The following is a 24,240-nucleotide window of genomic DNA, read 5'->3' on the forward strand; positions in this document are numbered from 1 at the left end:
CCCACGTGTTACTCACCCGTCCGCCGCTAACATCAGGGAGCAAGCTCCCATCTGTCCGCTCGACTTGCATGTATTAGGCACGCCGCCAGCGTTCGTCCTGAGCCAGGATCAAACTCTCCGATAAATGGATCACAGACTAAGCTCACTGCATCCTGCAGTAACGTCTGTGTGATCTACATCGTGCAGACCTTAGTTTGACTGACTACGCACATCGCTGTGCGATTTATTTAAAACTTTGAATTAACAGGTACGTTTTGTCTTGTTTAGTTTTCAAAGATCATCTTCAACCTCATCTTGAGGCGACTTTCTTAGTATAACATTTCAGCAAGTTGCTGTCAAATGTTTTTTTGTTTTTATTTCTCCGCCGCTGTGTGCTTTTTGTCGAAGCGCATCAGCGACGTTTAATAATATAACACGCCTATAATTCAGCGTCAACACTTTTTTTGAAAGAATATCCTCGATGATATACTTCCTGTCCTTTTGTCTCTATTTGAGATACTTCAATAAAACCTTTTTCCGTCAGGTAATCAAGCATGACACCGAGATCTTGGGTGAAAGGCGCCAGCTCAGGATGCTGAAGCAATTCTCCAAACTGCCACATTTCTTTTTCACTCATAACTTGAAAAAGATGCGCAGAACCGATTTCAGCTTTTGAATGGATGAGAAAATCATTTGCTAAGAATAATAATTCGAGTCTTTTCTCCAAACTTTCGTGACTCTCGACAAGTTCGGAATATAACTTATATACCTGCGGCTCAATATGGCGGACCTGATTCCAGACAGTCGTTTCAGGATAAAACCCCCGGTCAATCACTTCTATGCGGGCCAAGTGGTGAAGAGCATGCACGACCGCATAATATGCATCCAGAAAATGATCAGCTTCAAAAAACGCTTTTCCTTCTACAAACCTTCTGATCAGCTTGCCGTATTCCATTCCGATCTTTAATTTCCGCTCGGCGAAAGGAAAAGTGCTGAGCCGGTCATTGAGTTCAGATATATATTCATTGCGGTCAAACAGCACCTTGCCGTTTATGATCCAATCTATAACTCTTCTATTTGTCCCCAGCAGAATCCATTCCTGGAGCAGAGCATCCGTTACAATATGTAAGGAAGCGGTTTTGTGTTCAAATTCATAATGCTTTATAAAAAGAGGCTCTTCAGCCTGTTTGACAATGACAAGCATGACCGCATCAAAGTTATCCGTGATGGATGATGCTTTGCTCCTTCTCTCAATCATAAGGACGGCCAGCGTATCGGGATGACTTGCTCTTTCTTGGTAAATTGGACGGAGAAGATTGTCCATTACGATTCCTCCAATGCGATTGTTTCACAAGCTTTTGTTTCTAGATTTCTATGATAAAACATGAAAGTCCTTTTTTCTAAACACATTGAACTATTATAACAAATTTCCTTTCAGCTGCCATATCTATTCTTCCCTTTTCTTACGAAAACATGAAGAATATGCCATCTGATTTGTGCTATAGTTAAACCAGAGGGGGATGGACATGGCGAAATACTCAAGCAAAATTAATAAGATCAGAACGTTTGCGTTAAGTTTGGTTTTCGTTGGGTTTATCATTATGTACATCGGGCTGTTCTTTAAGCAGTCTGTTTTGCTTGCCAGCTTGTTTATGATTCTCGGCCTGCTGTCGATCGGGCTCAGCACCGCCGTTTATTTTTGGATCGGCATGCTGTCCACAAAAGCGGTCCGGGTGATGTGCCCCGCCTGCGAGAAAGAAACGAAGATTCTGGGCAGAGTGGATATGTGCATGCATTGCAGAGAGCCGCTTACATTGGATAAAGGTTTGGAAGGCAAAGCGTTCGATGAGTCTTATAACAGAAAAAACAGTGTGAAATAAACAAAGCTGACCGTATCAAAGCGGTCAGCTTCGTTTAATGGTTTTCTTTTTTGGAGCATTCTTGGCAGACGCCGTAAATCTCCAAACGATGGTGGCTTACCTTAAACCCCGTTACGTGAGCCGCAAGCTGTTCCACTTCGTCAAGGCCAGGATAATGGAAGTCCACGATTTTTCCGCAGTTTTCACAAATGGCGTGATAATGGTCAGAGGTGACAAAGTCAAATCTGCTGGACGCATCTCCGTACGTAAGCTCCTTTACAAGCCCCGCTTCCCGGAATACACGCAAATTGTTATAAACTGTCGCAACACTCATATTAGGGAATTTCCCTTCCAAGGCTTTATATATATCGTCCGCTGTCGGATGAGCCATAGAGTCCACGAGATATTCCAGAATGGCATGACGTTGAGGAGTAATCCGGACTCCCGTATCCTTCAACGTGTCTAAGGCTTCTTTTAATTCATGTGCAGCCATCCGTCATGCACCTCTCTTCTAAAAAAGATTCTTACTTTATAATGTTTATAATTAGTGTACATCTTTTTCCGGTCTCCTGTCAAATGCAATCTGACGAAAACCCCGTGAGTTCAGCATTTGTCCATTAATTAGACGCAATTTGTTCTAATTCACGAAGCGCTTCCGCAACATGATCTTTCACTTTTACCTTTCTCCATTCCTTCACGAGACGGCCTTCTTTGTCTAACAGAAAGGTGGAGCGTTCGATACCCATATATTCTTTCCCAAAATTCTTCTTCAGCTTCCACACATCAAAAGCTTCCGCCAGTTTGTGCTCATCATCGACGAGGAGCTGGAAAGGAAGATCGTGTTTCTGCTTGAATTTTTCATGTTTGTCACGGCTGTCAGGGCTTACTCCGATGATAACCGCATCAAGTCCCGCGAAACTTTCGTGCTGATCACGGAAATCGCATGCTTCCGTCGTGCATCCGGGTGTCATGTCTTTCGGATAAAAATAGAGCACGACGTACTTCCCTTTAAAATCTGTTAATGATACTTTTTCTCCGCTGTCGTTCACTAATTTCATATCCGGTGCTGCTTGTCCGATTTCAATCGTCATTTCTTATACCTCCGGGTTTTTTATTAAGCGTATCCAATTCGCGTTAAGATTACAACCGTTATCCCCCGCTCTTTTCTGGAAGCATGAACCGTTGTACTCGCATTGAAGCATGCTACAATAGAATATGATGTAAGGAGATATTAGGAGGGTCATTTTTTGTATACAAAATCAGTTGAACTTCATAAGGAAGCGTTAGAGCATATCGTGGGAGGCGTGAACAGTCCGTCCAGATCCTACAAAGCAGTGGGCGGCGGTTCACCAGTTGCGATGGAAAAAGCAAATGGCGCTTATTTCTGGGATGTAGACGGGAATCAGTATATTGATTATTTAGCGGCTTACGGTCCGATTATTACCGGACATGCCCACCCGCATATTACAGAAGCGATTAAAAAAGCCGCTGAAAACGGCGTACTGTACGGAACGCCGACTAAGCATGAGGTCACTTTCGCCAAAATGCTGAAGGAGGCCATTCCTTCACTTGATAAAGTGCGGTTCGTAAACTCGGGTACTGAAGCTGTGATGACAACGATCCGGGTTGCACGCGCTTATACAGGCCGGACAAAAATCATTAAATTCGCAGGCTGCTATCACGGCCATTCTGATCTCGTGCTTGTCGCTGCGGGTTCAGGTCCGTCTACGCTCGGCACCCCCGATTCCGCCGGTGTGCCGAAAAGCATCGCCAAAGAAGTGATTACCGTTCCTTTCAATGACATTGACAGTTACAAAGCCGCATTGGACAAATGGGGTTCAGAAATTGCAGCGGTTCTTGTCGAGCCGATTGTCGGCAATTTCGGCATCGTTGAACCTAAAGAAGGCTTTTTGGAACAGGTCAATGAATTGACCCATAAAGCGGGCGCGCTCGTCATTTATGATGAAGTGATCACGGCGTTCCGTTTTATGTACGGAGGCGCGCAGAATCTTCTCCAAGTAAAGCCTGATTTAACGGCGCTCGGAAAAATCATCGGAGGCGGGTTGCCGATCGGCGCTTACGGAGGCAAAAAAGAGATCATGGAGCAGGTTGCTCCGCTCGGTCCGGCATATCAAGCCGGCACGATGGCCGGAAATCCCGCATCCATCTTATCAGGTATCGCCTGTCTGGAAGTGCTGAAGGAAGAAGGCGTTTATGAGCGGCTTGATCAGCTCGGCGCAAGACTTGAGCAAGGCATTCTCGCCCATGCGGAGACACATGGCATTACCATTACCGTCAACCGTTTAAAAGGCGCGCTTACGGTTTACTTCAGCGATGAAAAGATCGTCAATTATGAGCAGGCGGAAAATACGGACGGAGAAGCATTTGCCAAGTTCTTCAAGCTAATGCTTGAACGCGGGATCAATCTCGCCCCGTCGAAGTATGAAGCTTGGTTTATCACAACCGCACATACTGAAGAAGATATCGACGCCACTTTAAAAGCGGTCGAAGATGCGTTCAGACATATGAAAAAATAACTGTTGAAACAAGCGGAAGCCCGGGGCTTCCGCTTTTTCTTTTGTCCGATTTGTGAGATAATGGTTTTTTCAAAAAAAGACCTTGAATAATTGGTATGATCCCTGTATATTACTTTATTGTTTAGCAAATAAACCGACAGGGAAATGTAAGTGTCAGCCGTTCGTTCGGCACATAATTTATTAGAGAAAGGAATGCACGCACAAACCAATGAAACTTGGTGCCCGCATTTTTAAAACAGGGATTGCGATTACGCTCGCCCTCTACTTAGCATCTTGGATCGGACTTCCGTCGCCGATCTTTGCCGGGATTGCAGCTATATTTGCCATACAGCCCTCTATTTACAGGTCTTTTCTTATCATTATTGATCAGGTGCAGGCAAATATCATCGGCGCTGTCATCGCTACGGTATTCGGACTGATTTTCGGACCGAGTCCGATTATGATCGGATTGACCGCAGTCATTGTCATCACGATTATGTTAAAACTGAAAATTGAACACACCATTTCGATTGCGCTCGTTACGGTTATCGCGATTTTGGAAACACCGGGAAACAGCTTCCTGACGTTCGCTCTGATTCGAACAAGCACTGTTATTTTAGGCGTGCTGTCTTCCTTTATTGTGAACCTTGTGTTTCTTCCGCCGAAATACGAAACGAAACTGACTCATCATACGGTTGAATACACCGATGAGATCATGAAATGGATCAGACTGACCATGCGCCAGTCGACGGAGCACTCGATATTGAAAGAAGATATTGAGAAGCTGAAGGAAAAGATGATGAAGCTTGACCATACGTATCTTCTTTATAAAGAAGAGAGAAGCTACTTTAAAAAGACGACGTATGTAAAGTCGCGCAAGCTTGTTTTATTCAGACAAGCGATTATTACGGCTAACCGGGCGCTTGATACGCTGAAAAAGCTGCATCGCTATGAAAACGAGATTTATCATATGCCGGAGGAATTTCAGGAGACGCTGACAGAAGAAATTGATTATCTGCTTCATTGGCACGAAAGAATTTTGATGCGGACTGTCGGCAAGATTAAGCCGCATGATGACGATGCTGAAGAAAGCATAAGATATAAACAGCTTTTGACGAAGTCTTTCTTGAAAAATCAGCAGAACTGCGAGGATGAACTGCTTGATTACAATATGCTCAGCATTATGGCTGCGGTTGCGGAATACCGCGAGCAGCTGGAACATCTTGATACACTGATTACGAGTTTTCAGACATACCACCCGAAAGACAGCGAATTAGAAACAGACGATGATGAGTAACCCGGTGCTAAGAAGAACCGGGTTTTTTTGTATAAAAAAACTTATGCCGCCCATTCGGTCGGCATAAGTTTTTCGGTCAATTTAAATTCTGGATCGTAAATAAATGTCTGTACTGGCCGTCCCGCGCCATTAATTCTTCATGCGTGCCGGTTTCAATGACGGAGCCGTTTTCCATGACGACAATTTTATCCGCATGCGTAATCGTGGACAGCCTGTGGGCGACGATAAATGTCGTCCGGTTTTTCGCAAGCTTGTCCATCGCTTCCTGAATGTAGTGTTCACTTTCAAGATCAAGAGCCGATGTCGCTTCATCCAAAATCAGCAGCGGCGGATTTTTCAAGAATACACGCGCGATCGAAATCCGCTGCTTCTGCCCGCCTGACAATTTGACGCCCCGCTCACCTACTTTGGTCTCATAGCCTTCGGGGAAGCCCATAATAAATTCATGGGCATTTGCCGCTTTCGCAGCCGCAACCACCTCATCCAGAGACGCTCCCGGTTTACCGATGGCGATATTTTCACGAATCGTCTCACTGAACAGAAATGTATCTTGAAGCACCATTCCGACTTGATTGCGGAGGCTTCTCGCTTCATAATCGCGAATATCTGTGCCGTCAATCAGCAGGCTGCCGCCGGACACATCATAAAAACGCGGTATGAGGCTGACAAGCGTAGATTTTCCGCCGCCGCTCATCCCGACAAGCGCAACGGTCTCCCCTTTTGTCACCTTTAAGGAAACGTCCCGCAAGATCTTTTCTTTTCCTTCTTCGTAGGAGAACGAGACATTTCGGAATTCAACCTCGCCTTTAATGCCGTCAGCTTTGACAGCATTCGGTTTATCAGTCAATTCATACGGCTCGTCGATAAATTCAAATATGCGGTCCATTGAAGCAATCGACTGGGTCAGCGTCGTCGATGAGTTGATCAATCTTCTGACCGGATTGTACATTCTGTCAATGTAACCGACGAACGCAACCATTGTTCCTACTGTCAGCGGACCGTTTATGACAAAATAGCCCGCAAACGCGATAACGAGCAGCGGCGCTAAATCCGTAATGGTGTTTACGACCGCAAATGTTTTGGCGTTCCAATTCGTATGACGGATCGCTTTGTCCAGAAAATGTCCGTTTTTTTCATCAAAATTGGCTTGTTCATAATTTTCAATGGCGAAGCTTCTGATAACGGGCATCCCTTGAACTCTTTCGTGCAAATGGCCCTGCACCTGAGCGAGAGCCTGAGAACGCTCGCGTGTCAGTTTTCGGAGACGGCCGTAAAAGTATTTCACTGAAATTCCGTATAACGGAAATAAAATGACAGATATCAGTGTCAGCTTGATATCTAGTGTGAACATAATACAGATGACGATCAGCACCGTCATCATATCAAGCCAGATATTCATCAGTCCGGTTATGACAAAGTCTTTTGTCTGTTCGACATCATTTATCACCCGGGAAATGACTTCGCCTGTTCTCGTATTGGCATAAAACCGCAGGCTCAATTTTTGAATATGGTCAAACAATACTCCTCTGATATCGTAGAGCACCCGGCTGCCCGTCCATTGCGCGAAATATTGCCGATAATATTCTACCGGCGGACGCAGAACTAAAAACAGCACGAACATGATGCCCATAATCGTGAATAGTGATGACGTTTTAGCGCTTGCCGTGCCGCTCCCTTGAATAATGTCATCGACTACGTATTTTAACAGAAGCGGGAGAGCCAGCGGGATGGAGAACTTTATAATACCGATACACACTGTGATAAAGATTTGTTTTTTATAAGGTTTTACAAATTGCATATAGCGTCTGATTACGCCCACACTTTATCCCCCTCTCTCTTTAAGGCGTGTGAGCCCATGTGAAAAACCTGTTGACACCCCAACAGGTTTTTATTATATTCTTTATTTTGTATAGCGCAGATACCGTTCATACCACATATCAACAAATTCCGGAGCAAACGGTCCTTTCCGCTGATGAATCCAGTGCAGCAGCGTATTCAGATACTCCTTCAGAATGCTGTCGATCTCTTTAGGGTAATTCATTGATTTGCGGTGATCATCGTATTCATCTTCGTCAAGAATGTTATACGTCATATCCGGAAACACCTTGACATCCAAATCGTAATCAATATATTTGATGGCCTCCCCGTCATAAGCGAACGGCGAGCTGATGTTGCAATAATAGTGAACCCCATCATCTCTCAGCATTCCAATAACGTTAAACCACTGACGGGCATGAAAGTAGCAGATCGCCGGTTCTCTCGTCACCCACGTCCGTCCGTCGGATTCGGTCACCATTGTCCGGTCGTTAGCTCCGATGATACACAATTCCGTACTTTTTAAAATCGTCGTTTCATTCCAAATTCGATGAAGCAGCCCGTTATGCTTATAGCTGTGAATTTGAATGGTTTCTCCTTCCTTGGGATATCCCATATTTCTCCCCTACTTTCTGTAAAGCCCTGCAGTCAATGCAGCCGCAATTGCTTTCCGACAAGTCTTTTCACTATTATACCGTTACGAATTAAAAAATGAAAATAAAAGAACCACTCCGCTTCCGGAATGGCACATTCATTTCTGCACATAGGAAGACGGCTTTTCCGTGTTGCGATAAGACTGGATGACTTGCTCTGTCTGCCTTTGGAATAACTCCTGTATGCCGGCCAGATCTTTTCGCTTTGTCGCAATTTCGTCCTGTACATTGTCCAGCTTCGCATCTCTTTCCAGACTGATGAGTTCCGCCTCCACCTGCCGGCAGCGGTCGAGTTCTGACTGCAGCTCGAGAAGCTGATCCATGATCTTCATCTGTTCACTTACAAGCTTTTCAAACTCTGACATCGGGTTCCTCCTTAGGCTTTTAGGTTGATACTCCTTACCATTTCGATTTTCAGCCGGAAAACCCTTTGACTCATTCTGTAGAGGAATCACAAGTTTTGTCGTTTTGAGAAAAGAAAAAAGCACTTCCATCCGAGGATGAAGTGCTTTTTTGTTTCAGTGATTAGCTGTTTTGCTGTTTGTTTTGTTCAGCAGATTGGTTTTGCTTTCTTACCTGCTGCGCATCAGTTTCACTGCCGAATTCAGTGCCGTATTGACCTTGACCGGAAGCTGATTGCTGATTTTGTTTTTTCACCTGCTGAACGTCTGTTTTGCTGTATTTTGAGTTTGCCATTGTTATCACCTCCACGCACTTTAGAATGTGCAGGAGGTGTTAAGGCTATTCATGTTTTTTAAAAACTTATACGAGCAGAGAGCGTCCGCCGTCGATAATGATGGTCTGGCCGCGGATCATGTCCGCTTTTGAAGAAACTAAAAACTCCACCGTATCGATCATATCTTTAATTTCGACCATTCTGCCGGCCGGCGTATTTTGGCGGGCATCGTCGAGCAATTCGTCTCTGTTAGGGAAATGCTTCAGCGCGTCCGTATCAATCGCTCCGCCGGAAACCGCGTTTACGATGATGTTTTTCGGAGAAAGCTCAACCGCCAGGTAACGGGTTAACGCTTCTAAAGCGGCTTTTGAGACACCGACCGTCGTATAGTTCTCAAGATAGCGGATGCTGCCGAGCGAACTGATGCTGACGATGTGGCCGCCTCCGTTTTTCTCCATCAGCTTTGCCGCTTCCTGAGCGCAGAAAAGCAATGCTTTCGCGTTGATATTCATCGTCCAGTCCCAATGTGTTTCTTCGAGTTCCATAACCGGTCTCAGCACGCCTGAAGCCGCGTTATTGACGAATACGTCCAGTCTGCCGAATGTTTCGTCGATCTGGCGGAACATGTCTTTAATTTTTGCCGGCTGGCCGACATTGGCTTTAATGACGAGCGTTTTAACGCCGAGTTTCTCAATTTCTTCGGCGGTTTCTAGTGCCGCTTTTTTACTGCGGGCGTAATTGATGACGATGTTGTAGCCTTTTTCCGCGAGTCTGATGGCTGCCGCTTTTCCGACGCCCCGGCTGCTTCCCGTGATCAGTGCGCATTTATTTTGTTCCATTTTTCCTCAGCTCCTTGCTGCGTATAGTTCTTTTCATTCAACAAACAATAAAAGCAATATTCATTGAAAGGGGTCTTTTTATATGTATGTCGGACGTGATATGGGCGAATTGGCCATGATGCCCAAACAAGATTGGAAAGATTCAGAGCTCGCCTATTTCCACCATGCCTTCCAGCAAATTATGCCGTATTTAAACGAGGAAGGCCAGTCCAAATACCGGGAACTGATTCAGGAAATCGAAGCCCGCGGCGGACTGAAACGGAATGAGGCGGATTACAGCCACGGCACGCGCGTCAGCTATGACTGACGCTTTTTACCGGCGGCCGCTTTCGTCCGCCATTTTCCAAATCTTTTGATGGGAAACGGGAAAAGCATATTCCTCGAGTTCCTCTTTTGTGACCCGTATTAATTCTGATGTATCCGACACTTGTTTTACTTTACCGAAAAAGACCGAAATATTCCAGACGAGATGAGTAAAAACATGCTCAACGATGCCTTCCAGCTCCCCGATTTCAGCGGTTGTTCCCATCTCTTTTTCTAAAAAGGCTTCAAGCTGCTCTCTTTCGGTTTTGATTCCTTTTTGGGTTTCGGTGTTCGGAAACTCCCACAGATTGGCGAGCAGTCCTTTTGGCGGCCGTTTATGAATATAGACATTGTCCTGGTCGTCTGTCAGCACAACGGCCGCCATTGTTTTCACCCCGGGTTTTTTCTTTTTGCTTTTGACAGGCAGCTCCCGCTCTGTCCCTTCCGCAAATGCCGAACAGTGCTTTTGCACGGGGCACAGCAGACAGGACGGCGATTTCGGGGTGCAGATGATCGCACCGAGCTCCATTAAACCCTGGTTGAATTCAGATGGTTTTTCATGAGAAATGAATGCGGATACCGCCTGTTCGAAAATGGTTCTCGTTTTCGGCTTTGCGATATCGTCCCATATGGAAAGAATTCTCGACATGACACGCATCACATTGCCGTCTACGGCCGGAACCGGCTTGTTATATGCAATGCTGAGCACGGCGCCTTTTGTATAAGGGCCGACACCTTTCAGTCCGCCGAATTCCTTTTCCCCGTCAGGAACGACTCCCCCGTACCGCTCGTGCACTTCTTTTACGGCGCTTTGCAGATTTCTCACACGGGAGTAATAGCCTAACCCTTCCCAGGCTTTGAGAACTTTTTCCTCATCGGCTTCAGCGAGCGCCGAGACGGTCGGAAATTGCTCAAGAAACCGTTGAAAATAAGGGATGACGGTATCTACGCGCGTCTGCTGCAGCATAACCTCTGACACCCACACCCGATACGGGTCCTGATTTTCTCTCCACGGCAGAATTCTCTGTTCTCTTTCGAACCATGTAATTAAATCCTCACGAAATGCGTCTATATCTTTTTGTTTCAATTTTTCTTCAAGTGCGTTCATATCTTCTCCTCAGATGTTTCGGGTCCCGCTTTTCTTGACACTGTATTTTGGTGTAAACTAAGGGCACGTTACGATAATATGTTACATTAAATAGTGATAAAGAAAAAGCGGAAACATATGAGAACGGCGGATAAACGCCATGATTGGGCAAACAGAAAATGGGGAATATCTTATAATGCGAAATATGCGGGCGACTGATGTATAACGCCTGCTAGGAGGTCACCAATGGATACTGGCACTCACGTTGTCATGGGCATCGCGCTTGGCGGAATCGCAACTCTCGATCCTGCCGTCGGCATGCATACCCCCATGTCTCAGGCAGTTATGATCGCCGCTCTTGCCGGCTCTCAGGCACCTGATATTGATACCATATTGAAGCTGAAAAATAATGCCGTTTATATTCGAAATCATAGAGGGTTCACGCACTCCATTCCCGCCGTTTTATTTTGGTCCATTCTGATTCCGGGCATTCTGTTTATGTTTTACCCGGAAGCGAACTTTCTGCACTTGTGGCTGTGGACGCTTCTGGCTGTCGTTCTGCATGTGTTTGTCGACATTTTTAACGCGTACGGAACGCAGGCCCTCCGCCCGTTTTCGAAAAAATGGGTCGCTCTCGGTCTCATCAATACCTTTGACCCGTTTATTTTCATCAGCCATTTGGCCGCGATTGCCGTGTGGTATATCGGAGGCCATCCGGGCGTGACATTTTTGACGCTGTATATCATTCTCGCGGGATATTACGCCGTCCGGTTTTTGATGCAGCTGCGGATTAAGCGGCGGCTGCGTGAGATGATTGAAGAAGAAATTGAAACCATCATTATTTCGCCGACAATGAAATTCAGGCAGTGGCGAATCGCCGTAACGACGGCGCATGCCTTTTATGTCGGCAGAAGCCTTGACGGCCATGTGGTGATATTGGATACATTCAACCGCGTGCCCGTTCCGGAAACCGATGTGATGAAGGCCGCGAAACAGGATGAAAATATTGCAGCCTTTCTATCGTTTTCGCCCGTTTACAGGTGGGAGGTCGATACCTTTAAAGATCATTATGAGGTGCGCTTTATTGATTTGCGCTACCGAAGCAAAGGGCACTACCCCTTTGTCGCCATCGTCCACCTTGGTCATGATTTAGAGCCTCTTTCTTCTTACACGGGCTGGATTTTCAGCGAGGAAAAACTGCAGAAAAAATTAAAGCTCGGCTCTGTTTAAGAGCCGGGCTTTTTTTGTCTTCTCACATATATGGCGGCAAAGACGAGGCTGATAACCGATAGAGCGGCAGCCGGTTTAAAAAACGGCGGGTAATATGTTAATTGAATATCATTTTTTCCTTTTTGCGCTTTAAATCCGATAAAGGAATAATCCGCTTTTTCAATCTGTTCTTGTCTGCCGTTTATCTTCAGTTCCCATCCTTTTTCATATGGAATCGGAAGCATGATATACGGCGCGCCTGTTTTGTTTTCATACAAGATATGAAGCGTATTTCCGCGCCAGCTGAGATCGGCCGGCGGTTCTTTTTCCGCTTTTCGGTATGCATTTTTCAGTGTTCCGTACCGTTCTTCGTAAAGCGCCAGTCTGTCGAGCTGATACGTTCCTTTCGGCAGCTGGATTTGAATGTTTTTTGTTTTCGGCACTCTGACGGTGAGATCATTTACACCTGTTTTATAAATGGATTGATTCGATTTTCTCGTTGTCGTGTAATCGTTCACTTTTAATGTAAATCCCTGGTCCTTCGCTTTGTTCAATAAATAAAAGCTGACATAATAATCTCCGCCGCCAGCCTCAGCGCCGTGCGGTGTAATGATCAGGCCGCCGCCGTCTTCGTTTACCGTCAGGATGCCGTCTTGATAATCCGCATGGTCGGCCGTTACCTTGGCCTGACGGATCATATTTTTCGCTTTTGGGGTTTTTTTCGTTTTTACTGTGCTCGATTCCGTGATGATTCCATCAAGCATCGCCCGCTCCCTGGCAAGGGCGGGCGCTTTTTTCAGGTCGCCCTCGTTATATACGCGATCGGCTGTCCGGACGAACGGGAGCACATATTGATTTTGATAAACCGCATAGCGGGATGACTCCATGATTTTCTTGAATCCGTAAGGGACGCCGGCCTCGTTTGTTTTTTCCGTCATATAATATTTTCCGTAAAGCAGGCTGTATAAATTAGCCCTGTTTCCTAATGTCGCATAGCGGCTGACGCTTTCTCTGCCCATATCAATCTGGAGGTCGTTCCAGTAAAAGGACAGCAGATTGCGGTTCAGGATGCTTGAGTATACGCTGAATCCGTTGAACCCGTAAATGATCGGAGTGTTATTAAATACTCCGTTCATCCAATCTAAACGGGCAAAGGGATCCGGATCTTTTTCTTTCAGACGCTGAATAAGCTCTGTTTGTTCTTTGCCCTTATAATCAGGACCCGTCATAAAGGTATGAGATACCGTATAAATCTTCCCGCCTTCTGATAACGCATATTTTTCATATGTATTAGCCGTCAGCACCGCCGTCAAGAGAATGACGGCATAGACGGCGGGCACCGCGCCTTTCAGTCTTGTCTTTGCTGCAAGGAAAGCGGCAATGGTCAGCCCCAGAAGGAGCAGGATAGGCAAGTTGGCCTGATCAGAAATATCCAGACTGAACCGTCTCACCTGGCTCCAATAGAGCAGAACGGCGAGTACGGCGGATATCAGCATACTCTTCATGCTGATGTCTGAAAGCTTAGAAAGCCCTGCTGCGACTGTTCCGGCAATCGTGAAGCACAAGACGTATTCAAACCTGTTTTGCGGAGCTGAAAAACCGTTAAAGGCACTTGCCGCAAACGGACTGAAGTGAAACAGAATGTACAGCAGACTGATTCCCGCGAACAGCCGGAACAGCCGGTTTTTATATAAAGAAAATGTAAATAGAAAAAGCAAAAAAACCGCCGGCAGAATAATTATCCGGCTTGAAAATAAAATGTTGTCGGAAAAATCAAGCCATGCAATCTGCTCTGAATACGGCGGCCGCAGATTATGAAGATATCCGTATACGACAGGGATAAAGGAGACTGCGCTTATGCCGAAGCCGAGCAGGCCTGACAGAATAAACATTCTGCATTGAGTGAGCTTTTTGGCTTCATTCTCTTCAAGATGAATGATCCATCTGAATAAGATGTAAATACCGATGAAAATCAGGTTAATATACGCGAAATAAAAGTTGTTGATCAATGTCAGCGCACAGGCGAAGATAAACCACGCCGGCTTTTTTTCTGTGATGATTTTTTCCGCGCCGAGCACGAGCAGCGGCAGCCACACCATACTGTCAGTGAAAAAGTCCCAATACACCTCATGCCGGAAGTAGATAATCGAGACCCCGTACAACACGGCGCCGACAAAAGCAGGCACTGTCCGTTTGACGAAATAACGGAACACACAGGCTGCCGTGAATATGACGAAACTCTGCTTGGCGATGCTGATAAAAACGGAGGCTTGAGCCCAAAAAAGCGCATCCGCCTCACCCGACAGCTGCATAAGCTGCGGGATGCGGACAGCGGCGGAGATAAACAGAAAGAGAAAAGAAGTAGAGAAATAATAGCCGAGCTGACTGTACACTCCCCCGCCCATTCCGAACGAATAGCTGTAAAACAGCCGGCCGTTCATATATTGGTCAAACAGCAGCTTTTTGAAGACCGCCATTTGGGCGATCCCGTCTCCAGACCCCGTCATATAGCGGCCTGCCGACCACTCCTTTAAGAAAAAAATATGAGCGGCTGCCGCAGCCAGCACACAGGCTGCCGGCAAGATCCATTTATTTTTTTTCATACAACGTCTCCAGACCCTGCGCACAGCGGCGGCTGTTTAATGGTTCCACTTGCGCTTTTTTGTATAATTCGTTTCATTTTGTTCTCCGTACGTAATATTCGCTTCTTTAATTAAATAGTGCGGGCGTTTTTTCGTTTCATAGTAAATCCGGCCGATATACTCGCCGATGATGCCGAGACTCAAAAGCTGGATGCCTCCTAAAAACAGCACGGCGGAAATAATGGTGAAGTATCCGGGAACGGACACGCCATGTGTCAGAATATGAATAAAGGTCGTTACAATATAAACCATCGACAGAAGCAATATCAGAATACCGGTGAAAAAGCAAACCCTCAGCGGTTTGTTGTTAAAGGAGACGACGCCGTCCATTCCGTAGTTGAACAGATTGCTGAATGACCATTTGGACTTGCCGTTCTGCCTTTCGACATTTTCATAAAACACGATTTTCTGGTCAAACCCGATCCAGCAGAACAGCCCTTTTGAGAAGCGGTTCCCTTCACTCAGCTTCAAAAGGGCATCAACAGCCTGCCGGCTCAGCAGGCGGAAATCCCCGACTCCGTCACGCAGATCCACTTCGACGGCTTTGTTAATAAATTTATAATACAGGGAAGAAAGCACGGAACGCACGGGGCTGTCCCCTTTTCGGTTGCGCTGCGCAATGACTTGGTCATACCCTTCTTCATAGCCTTGAATGAAGTCTTTCAGCAGATGCGTCGGGTGCTGCAGGTCAGCGTCCATCACGATTACCGCTTCTCCCTGCACGTGTTCAAATCCCGCCAAAATGGCCGCTTCTTTCCCGAAGTTGCGGGAAAAAGATATGTATTTGACGCGATGGTTTCTGGCGGCCAGTTCCTTAATCTGCTGAAGGGTGTCATCCGCGCTTCCGTCATTGATGTAGAAAATTTCATAGTCATAATGAATCGTTTGAAACTCTTTTTTTAAAGATTCATGGATGAGCTTGACGTTGTTTCCTTCATTGTAAGACGGAATAATAATTGAGATTAACCTTTGTTTCATGAAGGCACCTTCTTTGTATTATTCTTTTTTTAATACGGCCTTAGTGGAATAGTCCGCAAAACTTCAGTAAGGCTTTTCCTTTTTTTAAAGTCGTTTAAACCCTTTTTTCGTTACAGGGAAAGAAAAATTTTTCTGCATATGGTTATATATTTTTATTTTGTCATGTTTTTCGGCAGATATGAGAAAAAAAAGAAAAAGTCTGTACGCGGGACAGACTTTATTGCTGAAGGTATTCATGAATCAAATGGCTGACGATGCGCGGTTTTTCGTGAATGACCCAATGCGAGGCATCGTCTATGAAGATTAAGTCGCCGTTTGGAATCATCCGTTTTGTTTCCGAAGCGAGCTTTTTGCTCAGCGCGCGGTCATTGACGCCCCATATTAATCGGTATGGAACAGGCATTTTAAGCGGAACGGCAAGGCCTAAACCGCCGCATCTGATTGCCCGGTACCAGTTCAGCATAGCCGTGAGGGCTCCTTTTCTGCCCCACGCTTCTTTGTAGCTGTCGACATCTTCCCGTGAAAAAAGCGCCGGGCGTTCGGATAAGCCGATGGCGTGATCCAATACGCGGTAATCATCTTCAGATAATCTCCGTTCAGGTTTTTCCGCGAGCTGAAAGAACGCGATATAAGAGCTTTTCTTCCATTGCGGCGGGTAGAACGGTGTGACCTTCCGCATAACCGCCGGATGCGGGATATTGACCGTGATTAATTTTTCAACGTATTGCGGCCGCGTGGATGCCAAGTGCCAGGCTACAGCTCCTCCCCAATCGTGACCGATGACGACGGCCTTGTCATCTGTAAAGTGAGTGATCAGCCCGATAATGTCATCCCTGAGTTTATCAATGGTATAGTTTTCGATGCCCTCCGGTTTATCACTGAGATTATAGCCGCGCTGATCGGGCACGACAACATGGTATCCGGCATCCGCAAGCGGTTTGATCTGACTCTTCCAGCCGTACCAAAATTCCGGAAACCCGTGCAGCAGCACCGCCAAAGGGCCGTCTTTCGGACCCGCTGAAGCCGTGTGCAGCGTCACTCCGTTTGTTTCGATCATGTGAAAAGTGATGTCATTCAATCGGTTCTCCTCCCCTTTTGTTTTAATCTTCTTTCTGTTAAGGCTATGATCAGCGCGCTGATCGCAATCAAACATACGGCTTGGACGATCAGGCTGTACGGCTGAGTGAGCGGAATGAGCAGGCTGCCCGCAAATCCGGCCGCAGCCGTCAGAAGGCCGAACAGAATCATGAGGACCGCACTGAAACGGTTGCCTTCTCTCCACTGGGATTCATCCGCCATTGAGCGTTTTGTCCGATATCCGTACAGGCTGTTAATTGACTTCGGCGGGAAAAGTGTGACTAAAATGCCGGCTGCAGCCATCAGAAGGCCGCCGATTACCATTATCATATCCGTCACTCTCCTTTTCATTTCATACGAAAGGAAAGGCGGAAAGTTTCAGAAAAAAAGCAGGCTCATCCGCCTGCCTGAATCTTTATTTTTGAACTAAGTCGGCCGTCTTCACATAACCTGCTTTCCCGCCGTATGTGACGTACGCCCATTTACGGTCAAATCCTCCGTCATGGCTGAATCCCCAGCCGAGCACATTGACGGTTTCCCCCGCTTTCACGGAGCTTTTTTTGCCGGTTTCCAAAGTCGGCGTATAAAAAGCGGTTTGTTTCGCGGTCACTGCCTTCATCGGCTGCTTCATCAGAAAATGAGTGGAGATATAGGCTTTCTGACCTTTGTAGTTAATCTCAGCCCAATCTGCCCCTTCAAGCTGTTTAACCTTTACGGCATCTTCTGAACGGAGCGTGCCGACAATCCGCCCTTGTTTATTTGGTTCTTTACGGACGTTAAGTTCTCCTGCTTTCACGATATATGTATCTGCTGCGGTGTCTATTTTTGTCTGCTGAACTGCTGCGGCATTCGCTGCCGGATCAAAAAAAACGGTGCCTGCGGCTAAAAATAAGCAAAGTCCTGCGGCCGGAATAATTGCGGTTAACCCTTTTTTCATGTTCATTGTGGTTCCTCCCCGCTATTTTATTAAGTTATTACACAATTCCACACTTTGCGGGTCATCAAACATGATTTTCCTATTTCTTTTATAAAAAGAAAAAACCGCCGGAAGATATCCGGCGGAACGCACTATTATGTTAATGCAGGAGTCCCCTGCTTTGATCCAAATAATGAGAAACGTCTTCCCGCATGCTTTGGAACATATGAAGCTTGCTGCCGTACGATTCAATCCATTCCTTGACGACGCGTTCTGTCATTTGCTCTCCTTGATACGGGCGGCCGGCTTTTGCGTAAGTCGCTTCGAAATCTCCCCATAAAAGCTCCACCCAAGTACGTGCTTGCAAATAGCTGAGCATATCATTTTTCTCAAGCAGCAAATTCGTCAGTTTGTCGATATATGTATTCATGTCTCTGTCTCCTTTCCTTGGGAAAACCTGCTGCTTTTACGCAGCTTGTCACAGGCATATACTAACTTTACGTCTTCAGTCCAGAAGGCGCAACCTTTTGATATTGGCCGAGGGGGAAAACAAATGGTCCGGAACAAAGCAAAAGGATTTCCTAATCAGAACAATAATAAGTTTGAAGGCGAACCGCGGGCAAAGGATGACTACGCTTCTAAACGGGCGGACGGTTCAATTAATTCGCACCCGCAAGAGCGCATGAGAGCTTCAGGCAGACGATAAACACACCGTAAAGAGACCGGAAATGATCCGGTCTCTTTTTTGCAAAGGACATTAACGTCAAACAAATACCATAATATGTCAGTAAGAAACCGCTGCCCGTTACTCTCGCTGACGGCTCACCGTGATGAAAACTGAAAAAGCTTGCAGACGGAATATCCGCTGCAAGCTTTTTGTTATCCTTTATGCATTTGGTATTCATAGACGTCCTTCTTCTCAGACAGATGAGCGAACGTGGACAGCACAAGGCCGAGAGCGGTCATCAGCGCACCGCCGGCAAACAGCCATGAGTAAGATCCCGTTCCGCCGAGAATCAAACCGCCGATCCAGGCGCCGAGCGCGTTTGCCAGGTTAAAGGCGGAAACGCTCACCGCAGCGGCGATCGTCGTGCCGTTTTCAGAGGAAGAAATAACCTTTGTCTGTAAAAGCGGCGGCGTGCCGAACGCACATGCACCGAATAAAAATGTCGCCGAAACGGCTGCAGCGGGAAAAACAGCGATATAAGGGAAAATCGCCATGACCCCGATCAAGCCGATCATCACGCCGATCATTGTGCGTGTCAGCAGTTTGATCGGCACTTTCCCTGCGAAGAAATTCCCCGCCACTCCGCCGAGACCGTAGGCAAATAACGCGCCTGTGATGCCGACCGTGCCGAATCCAGCTGAATCTCTTAAAATCGGCTCGATAAACGTGTAAGCGATAAAAACGCCTGAGTAGCCGAGAATGGTGATCGCAAAGGAAAAAATCACTTGCTTATGCTTAAAGACACTCCATTCATTCATGAGCATCGGAATCACTTTCGGTTTTTGATTCGGTACGACCAGCATCAGACCGATCAGTCCGATCAGGCCTAAAACAGAAATAATGAAAAAGACGGCACGCCAATTAAGGGCATCCCCTAAATAAGAGCCGAACGGAACGCCGAGCATCAGCGCCACGGTTAATCCTCCGTTCATCGATGCAGCGGCGGCGGACCGTTTTTCAGGCGGCACCATTTCACTCGCAAACACCATTGCGATCGCAAAAAAGGCTCCGTGAATGGATGCGGATAAAATTCTGGAAATCGCCAGTACAGCGAAATTTGGCGCAAAGACGCTCATCAGGTTGGCAAGGACGAAAATTCCCATCAACCCAAGCAGCACCGGCTTTCTTGGGAGCTTAACCGCGACAATGGTTACGATCGGGCCCGTCAGGCAGACGCTTGCCGCGTACGCCGTAACAAGCATGCCCGCTGAGGCCACATGTATATGAAAGTCATCGGCAATCGACGTCAAAATACCCATGACAGCATATTCCGTATACCCGATGGAAAACGTGCAAATCATTAAAACAAATATCATTAATTTCACTGATGGCTGTTTCATTTTGATATTCAACGCGAATTGCCTCCTTTTTAATAAAAAACAACGAATTTCATCTTAAAAGATATCGAAATTGAATTCAATCATTTTTTACTGAAAGGTTGAAACGAATGTGTTCAAAAGAAAAAGAGGCCGGAGCCGGCCTCTTTTGTTAACTTTTTTCTTTCAAAACAGAAATCGGCAGCGCCTCTTCCCAGTCAGGCGACGAAGATCTGTGCCCCCAGGCGAATACGCCGTTGATGTAATCAATGCTGAATGTGTCATCAGAACCTTCTAGCTGATACACTGCGCCGGGCTGAAAGTCTTCCGGCTCCAGCATGTAGGCTTTGGCCATCGTGATTTTCCGTTCAAGCACGGCCAGTTCATTTACAATGCCCATCTGTTCCGCTTTTCTCGCTTTTTCCGTCAATCCCGCAATTTCTGTCTGTAGTTCATGAGGCGTCATTTGACTGTATCGTTTGTCCATTTCGGTTTACTCCTCTTCCTGCAAAAATTGTTCAATATCGTCAATCGAGAATCCTTTTCTGAATAAGTACTGTTTGACCTTCATTCCGCTTTCATAGCTGCCGTCATAGCGGTATTTCCTGATCGCCTTTTCCCCATGAATCTTCAGGGCTTCCATCTCAGCTTCGTCATCATTCTCATACTCCGTCTGCTCCAGGGCGGCGTTGATGACGTCGAATGGAAAACCTTTTCGCTGAAGCTGCATCTGCGCCCGCTGTCTGATCTCTTTTGTGGACAGCTTTTTGTCTTTTTTCAGGATTTTCCCGATATGTTTCAGCGCTTCTTGTATCTGCTCATCAAATGTAAACGCACTGAGCGTCTCCTTGATGGTATCGTCGTCTATTCCTTTCGCTTTCAGCTCGCGGAACAGGACGTCAGGGCCTTTGCCGTTTGTTTTTTTGTGGGTGCTTGCATAGGCTTCGGCAAATTCTTTGTCATTTAAGTAGCGGTAATCGTACAGTTTATGGATGACTTCAGGAATGACCATCTCAGGTGTTTCTTTTTTCTTCAGATGGTCCCGGACTTCTTTTTCAGAGCGCATCCGGTATGATAAAAAATCTACGGCGCGGTTAAAGGCTTTTTTCACTTCATCGCCGTGCTGGATTTCAAGAATGTCAAGCTCGTCCAGTTCTTTCCCTTTTTTCAGGTCAAAACGCACAAGTACGTCGGCGTCGACGCTGAATGCATATTTCTCATCAAGAAAGATGTTGAAGCGCTCGGTGTTTTTCTTTTGGGTCGATATTTTTGTAATAAACGGCATCCCGGTCTCCTTTCCCGCCCGATGTTCAGGCGTTTTTCTTTTTGGCAAATGAGGTACAGTATATGTATCAACGTGTAAGGAGAGATGGATATGAATATCGCGATGACAGGCGGCACGGGTTTTCTCGGCCGGCATCTGACAGATGTGTTTACCCGCCGGGGACATCATGTCTATATTTTATCAAGAAAACAGAGAGAAACCGAACAAAAAAATGTGACATATGTTCAATGGCTGGCCGAAAACGCGGCGCCTGAGCGCGAGCTTCCCCCTATTGATGTATGGGTGAACCTCGCCGGCAAATCCATCTTTGACCGCTGGACGGACACAACGAAGGAACAAATCATCTCAAGCAGAATAAAAGCGACGAGAGAAGTCAGACGGATTATGAAGCAGCAGCCTCAAAAACCGCGGGCTCTCATTCAGGCAAGCGCCGTCGGCATTTACGGCACGAGCACAGAGAAAACGTTCACCGAGCAGTCCGATACGTCAAATGAAGACTTTCTCAGTCATACGGCTCATATGTGGGAGCGTGAAGGCCAGAAAATTGAAGCGCTCGGCATTCGGACGGTATATGCCAGATTCGGCGTGATGCTCGGTGAAAAAGGCGCCATGCCGCTCATGGTTCTCCCTTATAAGCTGTTAGCGGGCGGCACCGTCGGCTCGGGACGGCAATGGCTGTCATGGGTTCATGTCGATGACGCCGCGGAACTCATCGCGTATGCGGCGGAGCATGATGACTTATCCGGCCCGATGAATGTGACATCGCCGAACCCCGTTGAAATGAAGCAATTCGGAAAGACGATCGCAAGCGTCCTGCACCGCCCCCACTGGATTCCCGTACCGGAAGTTTTTCTGGAGAAAGCATTGGGAGAGATGAGCCTGCTGATCGTAAAAGGCCAGCGCGCCCTGCCTAAACAGGCGCTGACGTCCGGTTTTCAATTTACGTATGAAGAACTTGATTTGGCTTTAAAGGATCTCTTATCTGCATAAAAACGGAAATAAAAGCCAATCCTATTGGTATTCTGTTTTGAAGGAGGGTCTTCTTTTATGGAAAAGAAGCGCGAAAAACATCAACAGGGAGCCAATCTCAAAAAAATGCAGGAAGTCCTTTATTCCGGTGAATTCAAAAAAGCGGAAAGAGCAGCCAAACGGAAATAAACGAATAAAGATCGGGACCGGGCAGATACTATGTTTGTTTGATATCACTTTTTTCAGGGGGCGATTGTTATGGGCAGAAATCATACTCACAAAAACCGTGATAAAAACAAACAAAAACTTCCTCAAGTTCCGGCTGCTTTGAAACGTGAAACAGACGGCACATATGAGGAATATTCAAGCGAGCTTGCTGATTCCGCTGACCGCGAAGCGCAGGCGCGGATGAAAGCTGCTGACAACAGAGCAAAAAGCAAAACCCGCTAATACAAAATCCCCGCCTCTTCTTGAGGACGGGGATTTTTTTACAGTTCGGTAAACAGGGTTTTTGCCGGCGTCCGTTCTTTCGCCTTAGGCTGTTCATCCGGATAGCCCGTTTGGATGATGGCGGCGAAGCGCTCATTGTCTGCAAGGCCGAAGTCTCGATGCACCTGTTTGTCATACATAATGCGGCCACTTTTCCAAACCATGCCGATGCCGTTTTCATGTGCGAGAAGCTGAAGGTTTTGAATCATGCCGCTCAGCGCCGCAAAATCATCATTTCGCGTAAATTCATTTTCATCTTCTTTTAAGACGACCAACAAAAATCCCGGAACGGCACTGAGATTTTTTCTCATGTTCCGCTCTTTTTCCTCGTTGAAATCATCTTTTATTTTTTTGAAAAATGAAACGTAGCTGTCCGCAAGCTTTTCTTTTCCCGCTTCGCTTGCCGCGTAGATAAAACGCCATGGCTCCGTCAGTCTGTGGTTCGGTGCGTAAACGGCCGTTTCGAGCATATCTAATATGACTTCAGAAGGAACGGTTTCCGGTTTAAATGACCGGATGGATCTTCTGTTTCTGATCGTATGTTTAAGACTCTCGTTTTGCTGTAATTGTTCGGTTTTCGGCATGCCGATTCACCTTCCTATTCAATTGAAAATGATTATCATTTATAATATAACGGATAGAACCGGCTTTTGTAAACCGTTACGGAAGCTGAAGATGAATTGATTCGGCATACACGGCCGTTCCTGTCATCTCGATTTTCACCTTGCCGCCTTCCTCCGTGATCCTGATTTCCACTTTTCCGTCTTTCCCTATTTCCTGACCTTGTTCAATCGTGAGGCATTCGGCTTCAGAGCCCCCGTATTGCCGCATATAGGCCGCCATGACGCCTGAAGCGGTTCCCGTGACGGGGTCTTCGGTCGTTCCGGAAAAAGGAGAAGAAAAATGGCGTCCGTGCAGATCGCTTTCCTGATGAACGGTTTCCAGAGAAAAAGGATGGACGCTCGCTTTCGGAAGATCTTGCAATACAGCGGGAAATTGCGTGTTGTCCGGCACCATATTCCGTGATGCTTCCAGTGATTTCAGCGGAACAATCAATGTCCAGATCCCCGTTGATCCGTAAACAATCGGAAGCTCGCCGTGGAAATCCTCAGCCGTTATCCCGAGCGAAGCCGCAAGCTGTTCTTTGTCTCCCGTAAACGGCAGAAATTGCGGGGGAGCCTGTTCAAGCGTGATGTATACCCGCCCGTTTCGTTCAGCGGCTTTTACAGGAAGAATGCCGGCTTTTGTCTCAATCCGATACGTCTGATCAGCGTGAAGCCTTCCTTTTTCAATTAATGCGTAAAGAGAGGCAACTGTAGCATGTCCGCATAAATTCATTTCATGGCCGGGTGTAAAATAGCGGATGCGCAGATCGGCTTCTCCGCTTTTACAGAGAAATGAGGTTTCATTGTACCCTGCCATTTCGGCGATCATCTGCATCTCTTCATCTGAATAATCATCCCCGTTAAAGACGATTCCAGCGGGATTTCCCAGATCAGGAATATCGGTAAACGCTTCATATTTAAATACAACTGCCTGTTTCATTCATCAGTCTTCCTTTCGTCTTATGATATGTTATTCAGTATAACAAAAGAAAATTAGAATTTT

The 24,240-nt window shown here is 46.5% G+C and carries 28 protein-coding genes, 1 rRNA gene and 1 pseudogene; 9 read left to right on the top strand and 21 right to left on the bottom strand.

The window, feature by feature from the left end:
- Nucleotides 1-124: ribosomal RNA gene (locus ACH32G_RS14515) — 16S ribosomal RNA — on the bottom strand; the annotation flags it as partial.
- A 294-nt stretch (nucleotides 125-418) separates the two neighbouring features.
- A complete protein-coding gene (locus ACH32G_RS14520) occupies nucleotides 419-1,303 on the bottom strand; it encodes a nucleotidyltransferase-like protein (RefSeq protein ID WP_016936703.1) in 885 nt (294 codons plus the stop codon).
- 202 nt (nucleotides 1,304-1,505) lie between these two features.
- Between ACH32G_RS14520 and ACH32G_RS14525 the strand changes: the two genes are divergently transcribed.
- Nucleotides 1,506-1,859 (top strand): YgzB family protein, encoded by a 354-nt coding sequence (locus tag ACH32G_RS14525; protein ID WP_007408568.1) that lies wholly within the window; start codon nucleotides 1,506-1,508, stop codon nucleotides 1,857-1,859.
- Between the two features lie 34 nt (nucleotides 1,860-1,893).
- On the opposite strand, the gene perR is transcribed toward ACH32G_RS14525, so the two are convergent.
- Nucleotides 1,894-2,331, bottom strand: a complete 438-nt coding sequence (perR, locus tag ACH32G_RS14530) for a peroxide-responsive transcriptional repressor PerR (RefSeq protein WP_013351502.1) — start codon at nucleotides 2,329-2,331, stop codon at nucleotides 1,894-1,896.
- Between the two features lie 124 nt (nucleotides 2,332-2,455).
- Nucleotides 2,456-2,929, bottom strand: a complete 474-nt coding sequence (gene bcp, locus ACH32G_RS14535; RefSeq protein ID WP_016936704.1) for a thioredoxin-dependent thiol peroxidase — start codon at nucleotides 2,927-2,929, stop codon at nucleotides 2,456-2,458.
- 156 nt (nucleotides 2,930-3,085) lie between these two features.
- Here bcp and ACH32G_RS14540 point away from each other — a divergent pair, with 156 nt between their 5' ends.
- The gene (locus ACH32G_RS14540) at nucleotides 3,086-4,375 is read left to right on the top strand and encodes a glutamate-1-semialdehyde 2,1-aminomutase (protein ID WP_448814485.1); all 1,290 of its coding nucleotides are present in this window, start codon (nucleotides 3,086-3,088) and stop codon (nucleotides 4,373-4,375) included.
- Nucleotides 4,376-4,583: 208 nt separating this feature from the next.
- Nucleotides 4,584-5,651, top strand: coding sequence for an aromatic acid exporter family protein (locus tag ACH32G_RS14545; protein ID WP_016936706.1), 1,068 nt, complete (start codon nucleotides 4,584-4,586; stop codon nucleotides 5,649-5,651).
- Nucleotides 5,652-5,727: 76 nt separating this feature from the next.
- Here ACH32G_RS14545 and ACH32G_RS14550 read toward each other — a convergent pair whose 3' ends face one another.
- The 5 genes and pseudogenes from ACH32G_RS14550 to fabL form a co-directional block, all read right to left on the bottom strand.
- The gene (locus tag ACH32G_RS14550; RefSeq protein ID WP_049628142.1) at nucleotides 5,728-7,470 is read right to left on the bottom strand and encodes an ABC transporter ATP-binding protein; all 1,743 of its coding nucleotides are present in this window, start codon (nucleotides 7,468-7,470) and stop codon (nucleotides 5,728-5,730) included.
- Between the two features lie 81 nt (nucleotides 7,471-7,551).
- Complete coding sequence (ntdP, locus tag ACH32G_RS14555; protein WP_003155475.1) at nucleotides 7,552-8,082, bottom strand: nucleoside tri-diphosphate phosphatase; 531 nt, start codon at nucleotides 8,080-8,082, stop codon at nucleotides 7,552-7,554.
- A 135-nt stretch (nucleotides 8,083-8,217) separates the two neighbouring features.
- Complete coding sequence (locus ACH32G_RS14560) at nucleotides 8,218-8,484, bottom strand: YgaB family protein (protein WP_448814486.1); 267 nt, start codon at nucleotides 8,482-8,484, stop codon at nucleotides 8,218-8,220.
- Nucleotides 8,485-8,644: 160 nt separating this feature from the next.
- A pseudogene (locus ACH32G_RS14565) lies at nucleotides 8,645-8,797 on the bottom strand (gamma-type small acid-soluble spore protein); the annotation flags it as partial.
- Between the two features lie 84 nt (nucleotides 8,798-8,881).
- Nucleotides 8,882-9,634 carry an enoyl-[acyl-carrier-protein] reductase FabL gene (fabL, locus tag ACH32G_RS14570; protein ID WP_045925463.1) on the bottom strand — a complete coding sequence of 251 codons (753 nt, stop codon included), beginning with the start codon at nucleotides 9,632-9,634 and terminating at the stop codon, nucleotides 8,882-8,884.
- An 82-nt stretch (nucleotides 9,635-9,716) separates the two neighbouring features.
- Here fabL and ACH32G_RS14575 point away from each other — a divergent pair, with 82 nt between their 5' ends.
- Nucleotides 9,717-9,941, top strand: coding sequence for a hypothetical protein (locus tag ACH32G_RS14575; RefSeq protein WP_016936709.1), 225 nt, complete (start codon nucleotides 9,717-9,719; stop codon nucleotides 9,939-9,941).
- A 6-nt stretch (nucleotides 9,942-9,947) separates the two neighbouring features.
- Here ACH32G_RS14575 and mutY read toward each other — a convergent pair whose 3' ends face one another.
- Entirely contained in the window at nucleotides 9,948-11,045 is a 1,098-nt protein-coding gene (gene mutY / locus ACH32G_RS14580; protein ID WP_047476561.1) for an A/G-specific adenine glycosylase, read from the bottom strand.
- Nucleotides 11,046-11,270: 225 nt separating this feature from the next.
- Here mutY and ACH32G_RS14585 point away from each other — a divergent pair, with 225 nt between their 5' ends.
- Nucleotides 11,271-12,254 carry a metal-dependent hydrolase gene (locus ACH32G_RS14585; RefSeq protein ID WP_047476559.1) on the top strand — a complete coding sequence of 328 codons (984 nt, stop codon included), beginning with the start codon at nucleotides 11,271-11,273 and terminating at the stop codon, nucleotides 12,252-12,254.
- On the opposite strand, the gene ACH32G_RS14590 is transcribed toward ACH32G_RS14585, so the two are convergent.
- From ACH32G_RS14590 to ACH32G_RS14615, 6 genes are all read right to left on the bottom strand, one after another.
- Nucleotides 12,251-14,836, bottom strand: coding sequence for a YfhO family protein (locus ACH32G_RS14590; RefSeq protein WP_448814487.1), 2,586 nt, complete (start codon nucleotides 14,834-14,836; stop codon nucleotides 12,251-12,253). The two genes, ACH32G_RS14585 and ACH32G_RS14590, sit on opposite strands and share 4 nt — an antisense overlap.
- Before the next feature lie 36 nt (nucleotides 14,837-14,872).
- The gene (locus tag ACH32G_RS14595; RefSeq protein ID WP_016936713.1) at nucleotides 14,873-15,853 is read right to left on the bottom strand and encodes a glycosyltransferase family 2 protein; all 981 of its coding nucleotides are present in this window, start codon (nucleotides 15,851-15,853) and stop codon (nucleotides 14,873-14,875) included.
- A 217-nt stretch (nucleotides 15,854-16,070) separates the two neighbouring features.
- Nucleotides 16,071-16,931, bottom strand: coding sequence for an alpha/beta fold hydrolase (locus ACH32G_RS14600; protein WP_448814488.1), 861 nt, complete (start codon nucleotides 16,929-16,931; stop codon nucleotides 16,071-16,073).
- Nucleotides 16,928-17,260, bottom strand: a complete 333-nt coding sequence (locus tag ACH32G_RS14605; RefSeq protein WP_016936715.1) for an SdpI family protein — start codon at nucleotides 17,258-17,260, stop codon at nucleotides 16,928-16,930. The genes ACH32G_RS14600 and ACH32G_RS14605 overlap by 4 nt, the downstream gene beginning before the upstream one ends.
- 85 nt (nucleotides 17,261-17,345) lie before the next feature.
- Nucleotides 17,346-17,873, bottom strand: coding sequence for an SH3 domain-containing protein (locus ACH32G_RS14610; protein ID WP_016936716.1), 528 nt, complete (start codon nucleotides 17,871-17,873; stop codon nucleotides 17,346-17,348).
- A 133-nt stretch (nucleotides 17,874-18,006) separates the two neighbouring features.
- Nucleotides 18,007-18,276: a YfhJ family protein gene (locus tag ACH32G_RS14615; RefSeq protein ID WP_016936717.1), complete on the bottom strand. Its 270-nt coding sequence runs from the start codon at nucleotides 18,274-18,276 to the stop codon at nucleotides 18,007-18,009.
- A gap of 123 nt (nucleotides 18,277-18,399) precedes the next feature.
- Here ACH32G_RS14615 and ACH32G_RS14620 point away from each other — a divergent pair, with 123 nt between their 5' ends.
- Entirely contained in the window at nucleotides 18,400-18,552 is a 153-nt protein-coding gene (locus ACH32G_RS14620) for a small, acid-soluble spore protein K (protein ID WP_003155495.1), read from the top strand.
- Between the two features lie 173 nt (nucleotides 18,553-18,725).
- Here the strand turns inward: ACH32G_RS14620 and ACH32G_RS14625 are convergent, their stop codons facing one another.
- The 3 genes from ACH32G_RS14625 to recX all read right to left on the bottom strand — a co-directional run bounded on the left by ACH32G_RS14625 (nucleotide 18,726) and on the right by recX (nucleotide 21,174).
- Nucleotides 18,726-19,919: an MFS transporter gene (locus ACH32G_RS14625; protein ID WP_448814562.1), complete on the bottom strand. Its 1,194-nt coding sequence runs from the start codon at nucleotides 19,917-19,919 to the stop codon at nucleotides 18,726-18,728.
- A gap of 142 nt (nucleotides 19,920-20,061) precedes the next feature.
- Nucleotides 20,062-20,376: a YfhH family protein gene (locus ACH32G_RS14630; protein WP_448814489.1), complete on the bottom strand. Its 315-nt coding sequence runs from the start codon at nucleotides 20,374-20,376 to the stop codon at nucleotides 20,062-20,064.
- Nucleotides 20,377-20,382: 6 nt separating this feature from the next.
- Nucleotides 20,383-21,174: a recombination regulator RecX gene (recX, locus tag ACH32G_RS14635; protein ID WP_016936720.1), complete on the bottom strand. Its 792-nt coding sequence runs from the start codon at nucleotides 21,172-21,174 to the stop codon at nucleotides 20,383-20,385.
- Between the two features lie 90 nt (nucleotides 21,175-21,264).
- Here recX and ACH32G_RS14640 point away from each other — a divergent pair, with 90 nt between their 5' ends.
- From ACH32G_RS14640 to ACH32G_RS14650, 3 genes are all read left to right on the top strand, one after another.
- Nucleotides 21,265-22,164: a TIGR01777 family oxidoreductase gene (locus ACH32G_RS14640; RefSeq protein ID WP_448814490.1), complete on the top strand. Its 900-nt coding sequence runs from the start codon at nucleotides 21,265-21,267 to the stop codon at nucleotides 22,162-22,164.
- Between the two features lie 57 nt (nucleotides 22,165-22,221).
- Entirely contained in the window at nucleotides 22,222-22,332 is a 111-nt protein-coding gene (locus ACH32G_RS14645) for a YfhE family protein (RefSeq protein ID WP_003155504.1), read from the top strand.
- A gap of 69 nt (nucleotides 22,333-22,401) precedes the next feature.
- Complete coding sequence (locus ACH32G_RS14650) at nucleotides 22,402-22,593, top strand: YfhD family protein (RefSeq protein WP_016936722.1); 192 nt, start codon at nucleotides 22,402-22,404, stop codon at nucleotides 22,591-22,593.
- Between the two features lie 38 nt (nucleotides 22,594-22,631).
- On the opposite strand, the gene ACH32G_RS14655 is transcribed toward ACH32G_RS14650, so the two are convergent.
- The gene (locus tag ACH32G_RS14655; RefSeq protein ID WP_448814491.1) at nucleotides 22,632-23,216 is read right to left on the bottom strand and encodes a nitroreductase family protein; all 585 of its coding nucleotides are present in this window, start codon (nucleotides 23,214-23,216) and stop codon (nucleotides 22,632-22,634) included.
- A gap of 76 nt (nucleotides 23,217-23,292) precedes the next feature.
- The gene (locus tag ACH32G_RS14660; RefSeq protein WP_448814492.1) at nucleotides 23,293-24,177 is read right to left on the bottom strand and encodes a PhzF family phenazine biosynthesis isomerase; all 885 of its coding nucleotides are present in this window, start codon (nucleotides 24,175-24,177) and stop codon (nucleotides 23,293-23,295) included.
- Nucleotides 24,178-24,240 lie beyond the last annotated feature (63 nt).

The organism is Bacillus sp. CIS52 (genome assembly GCF_053545315.1).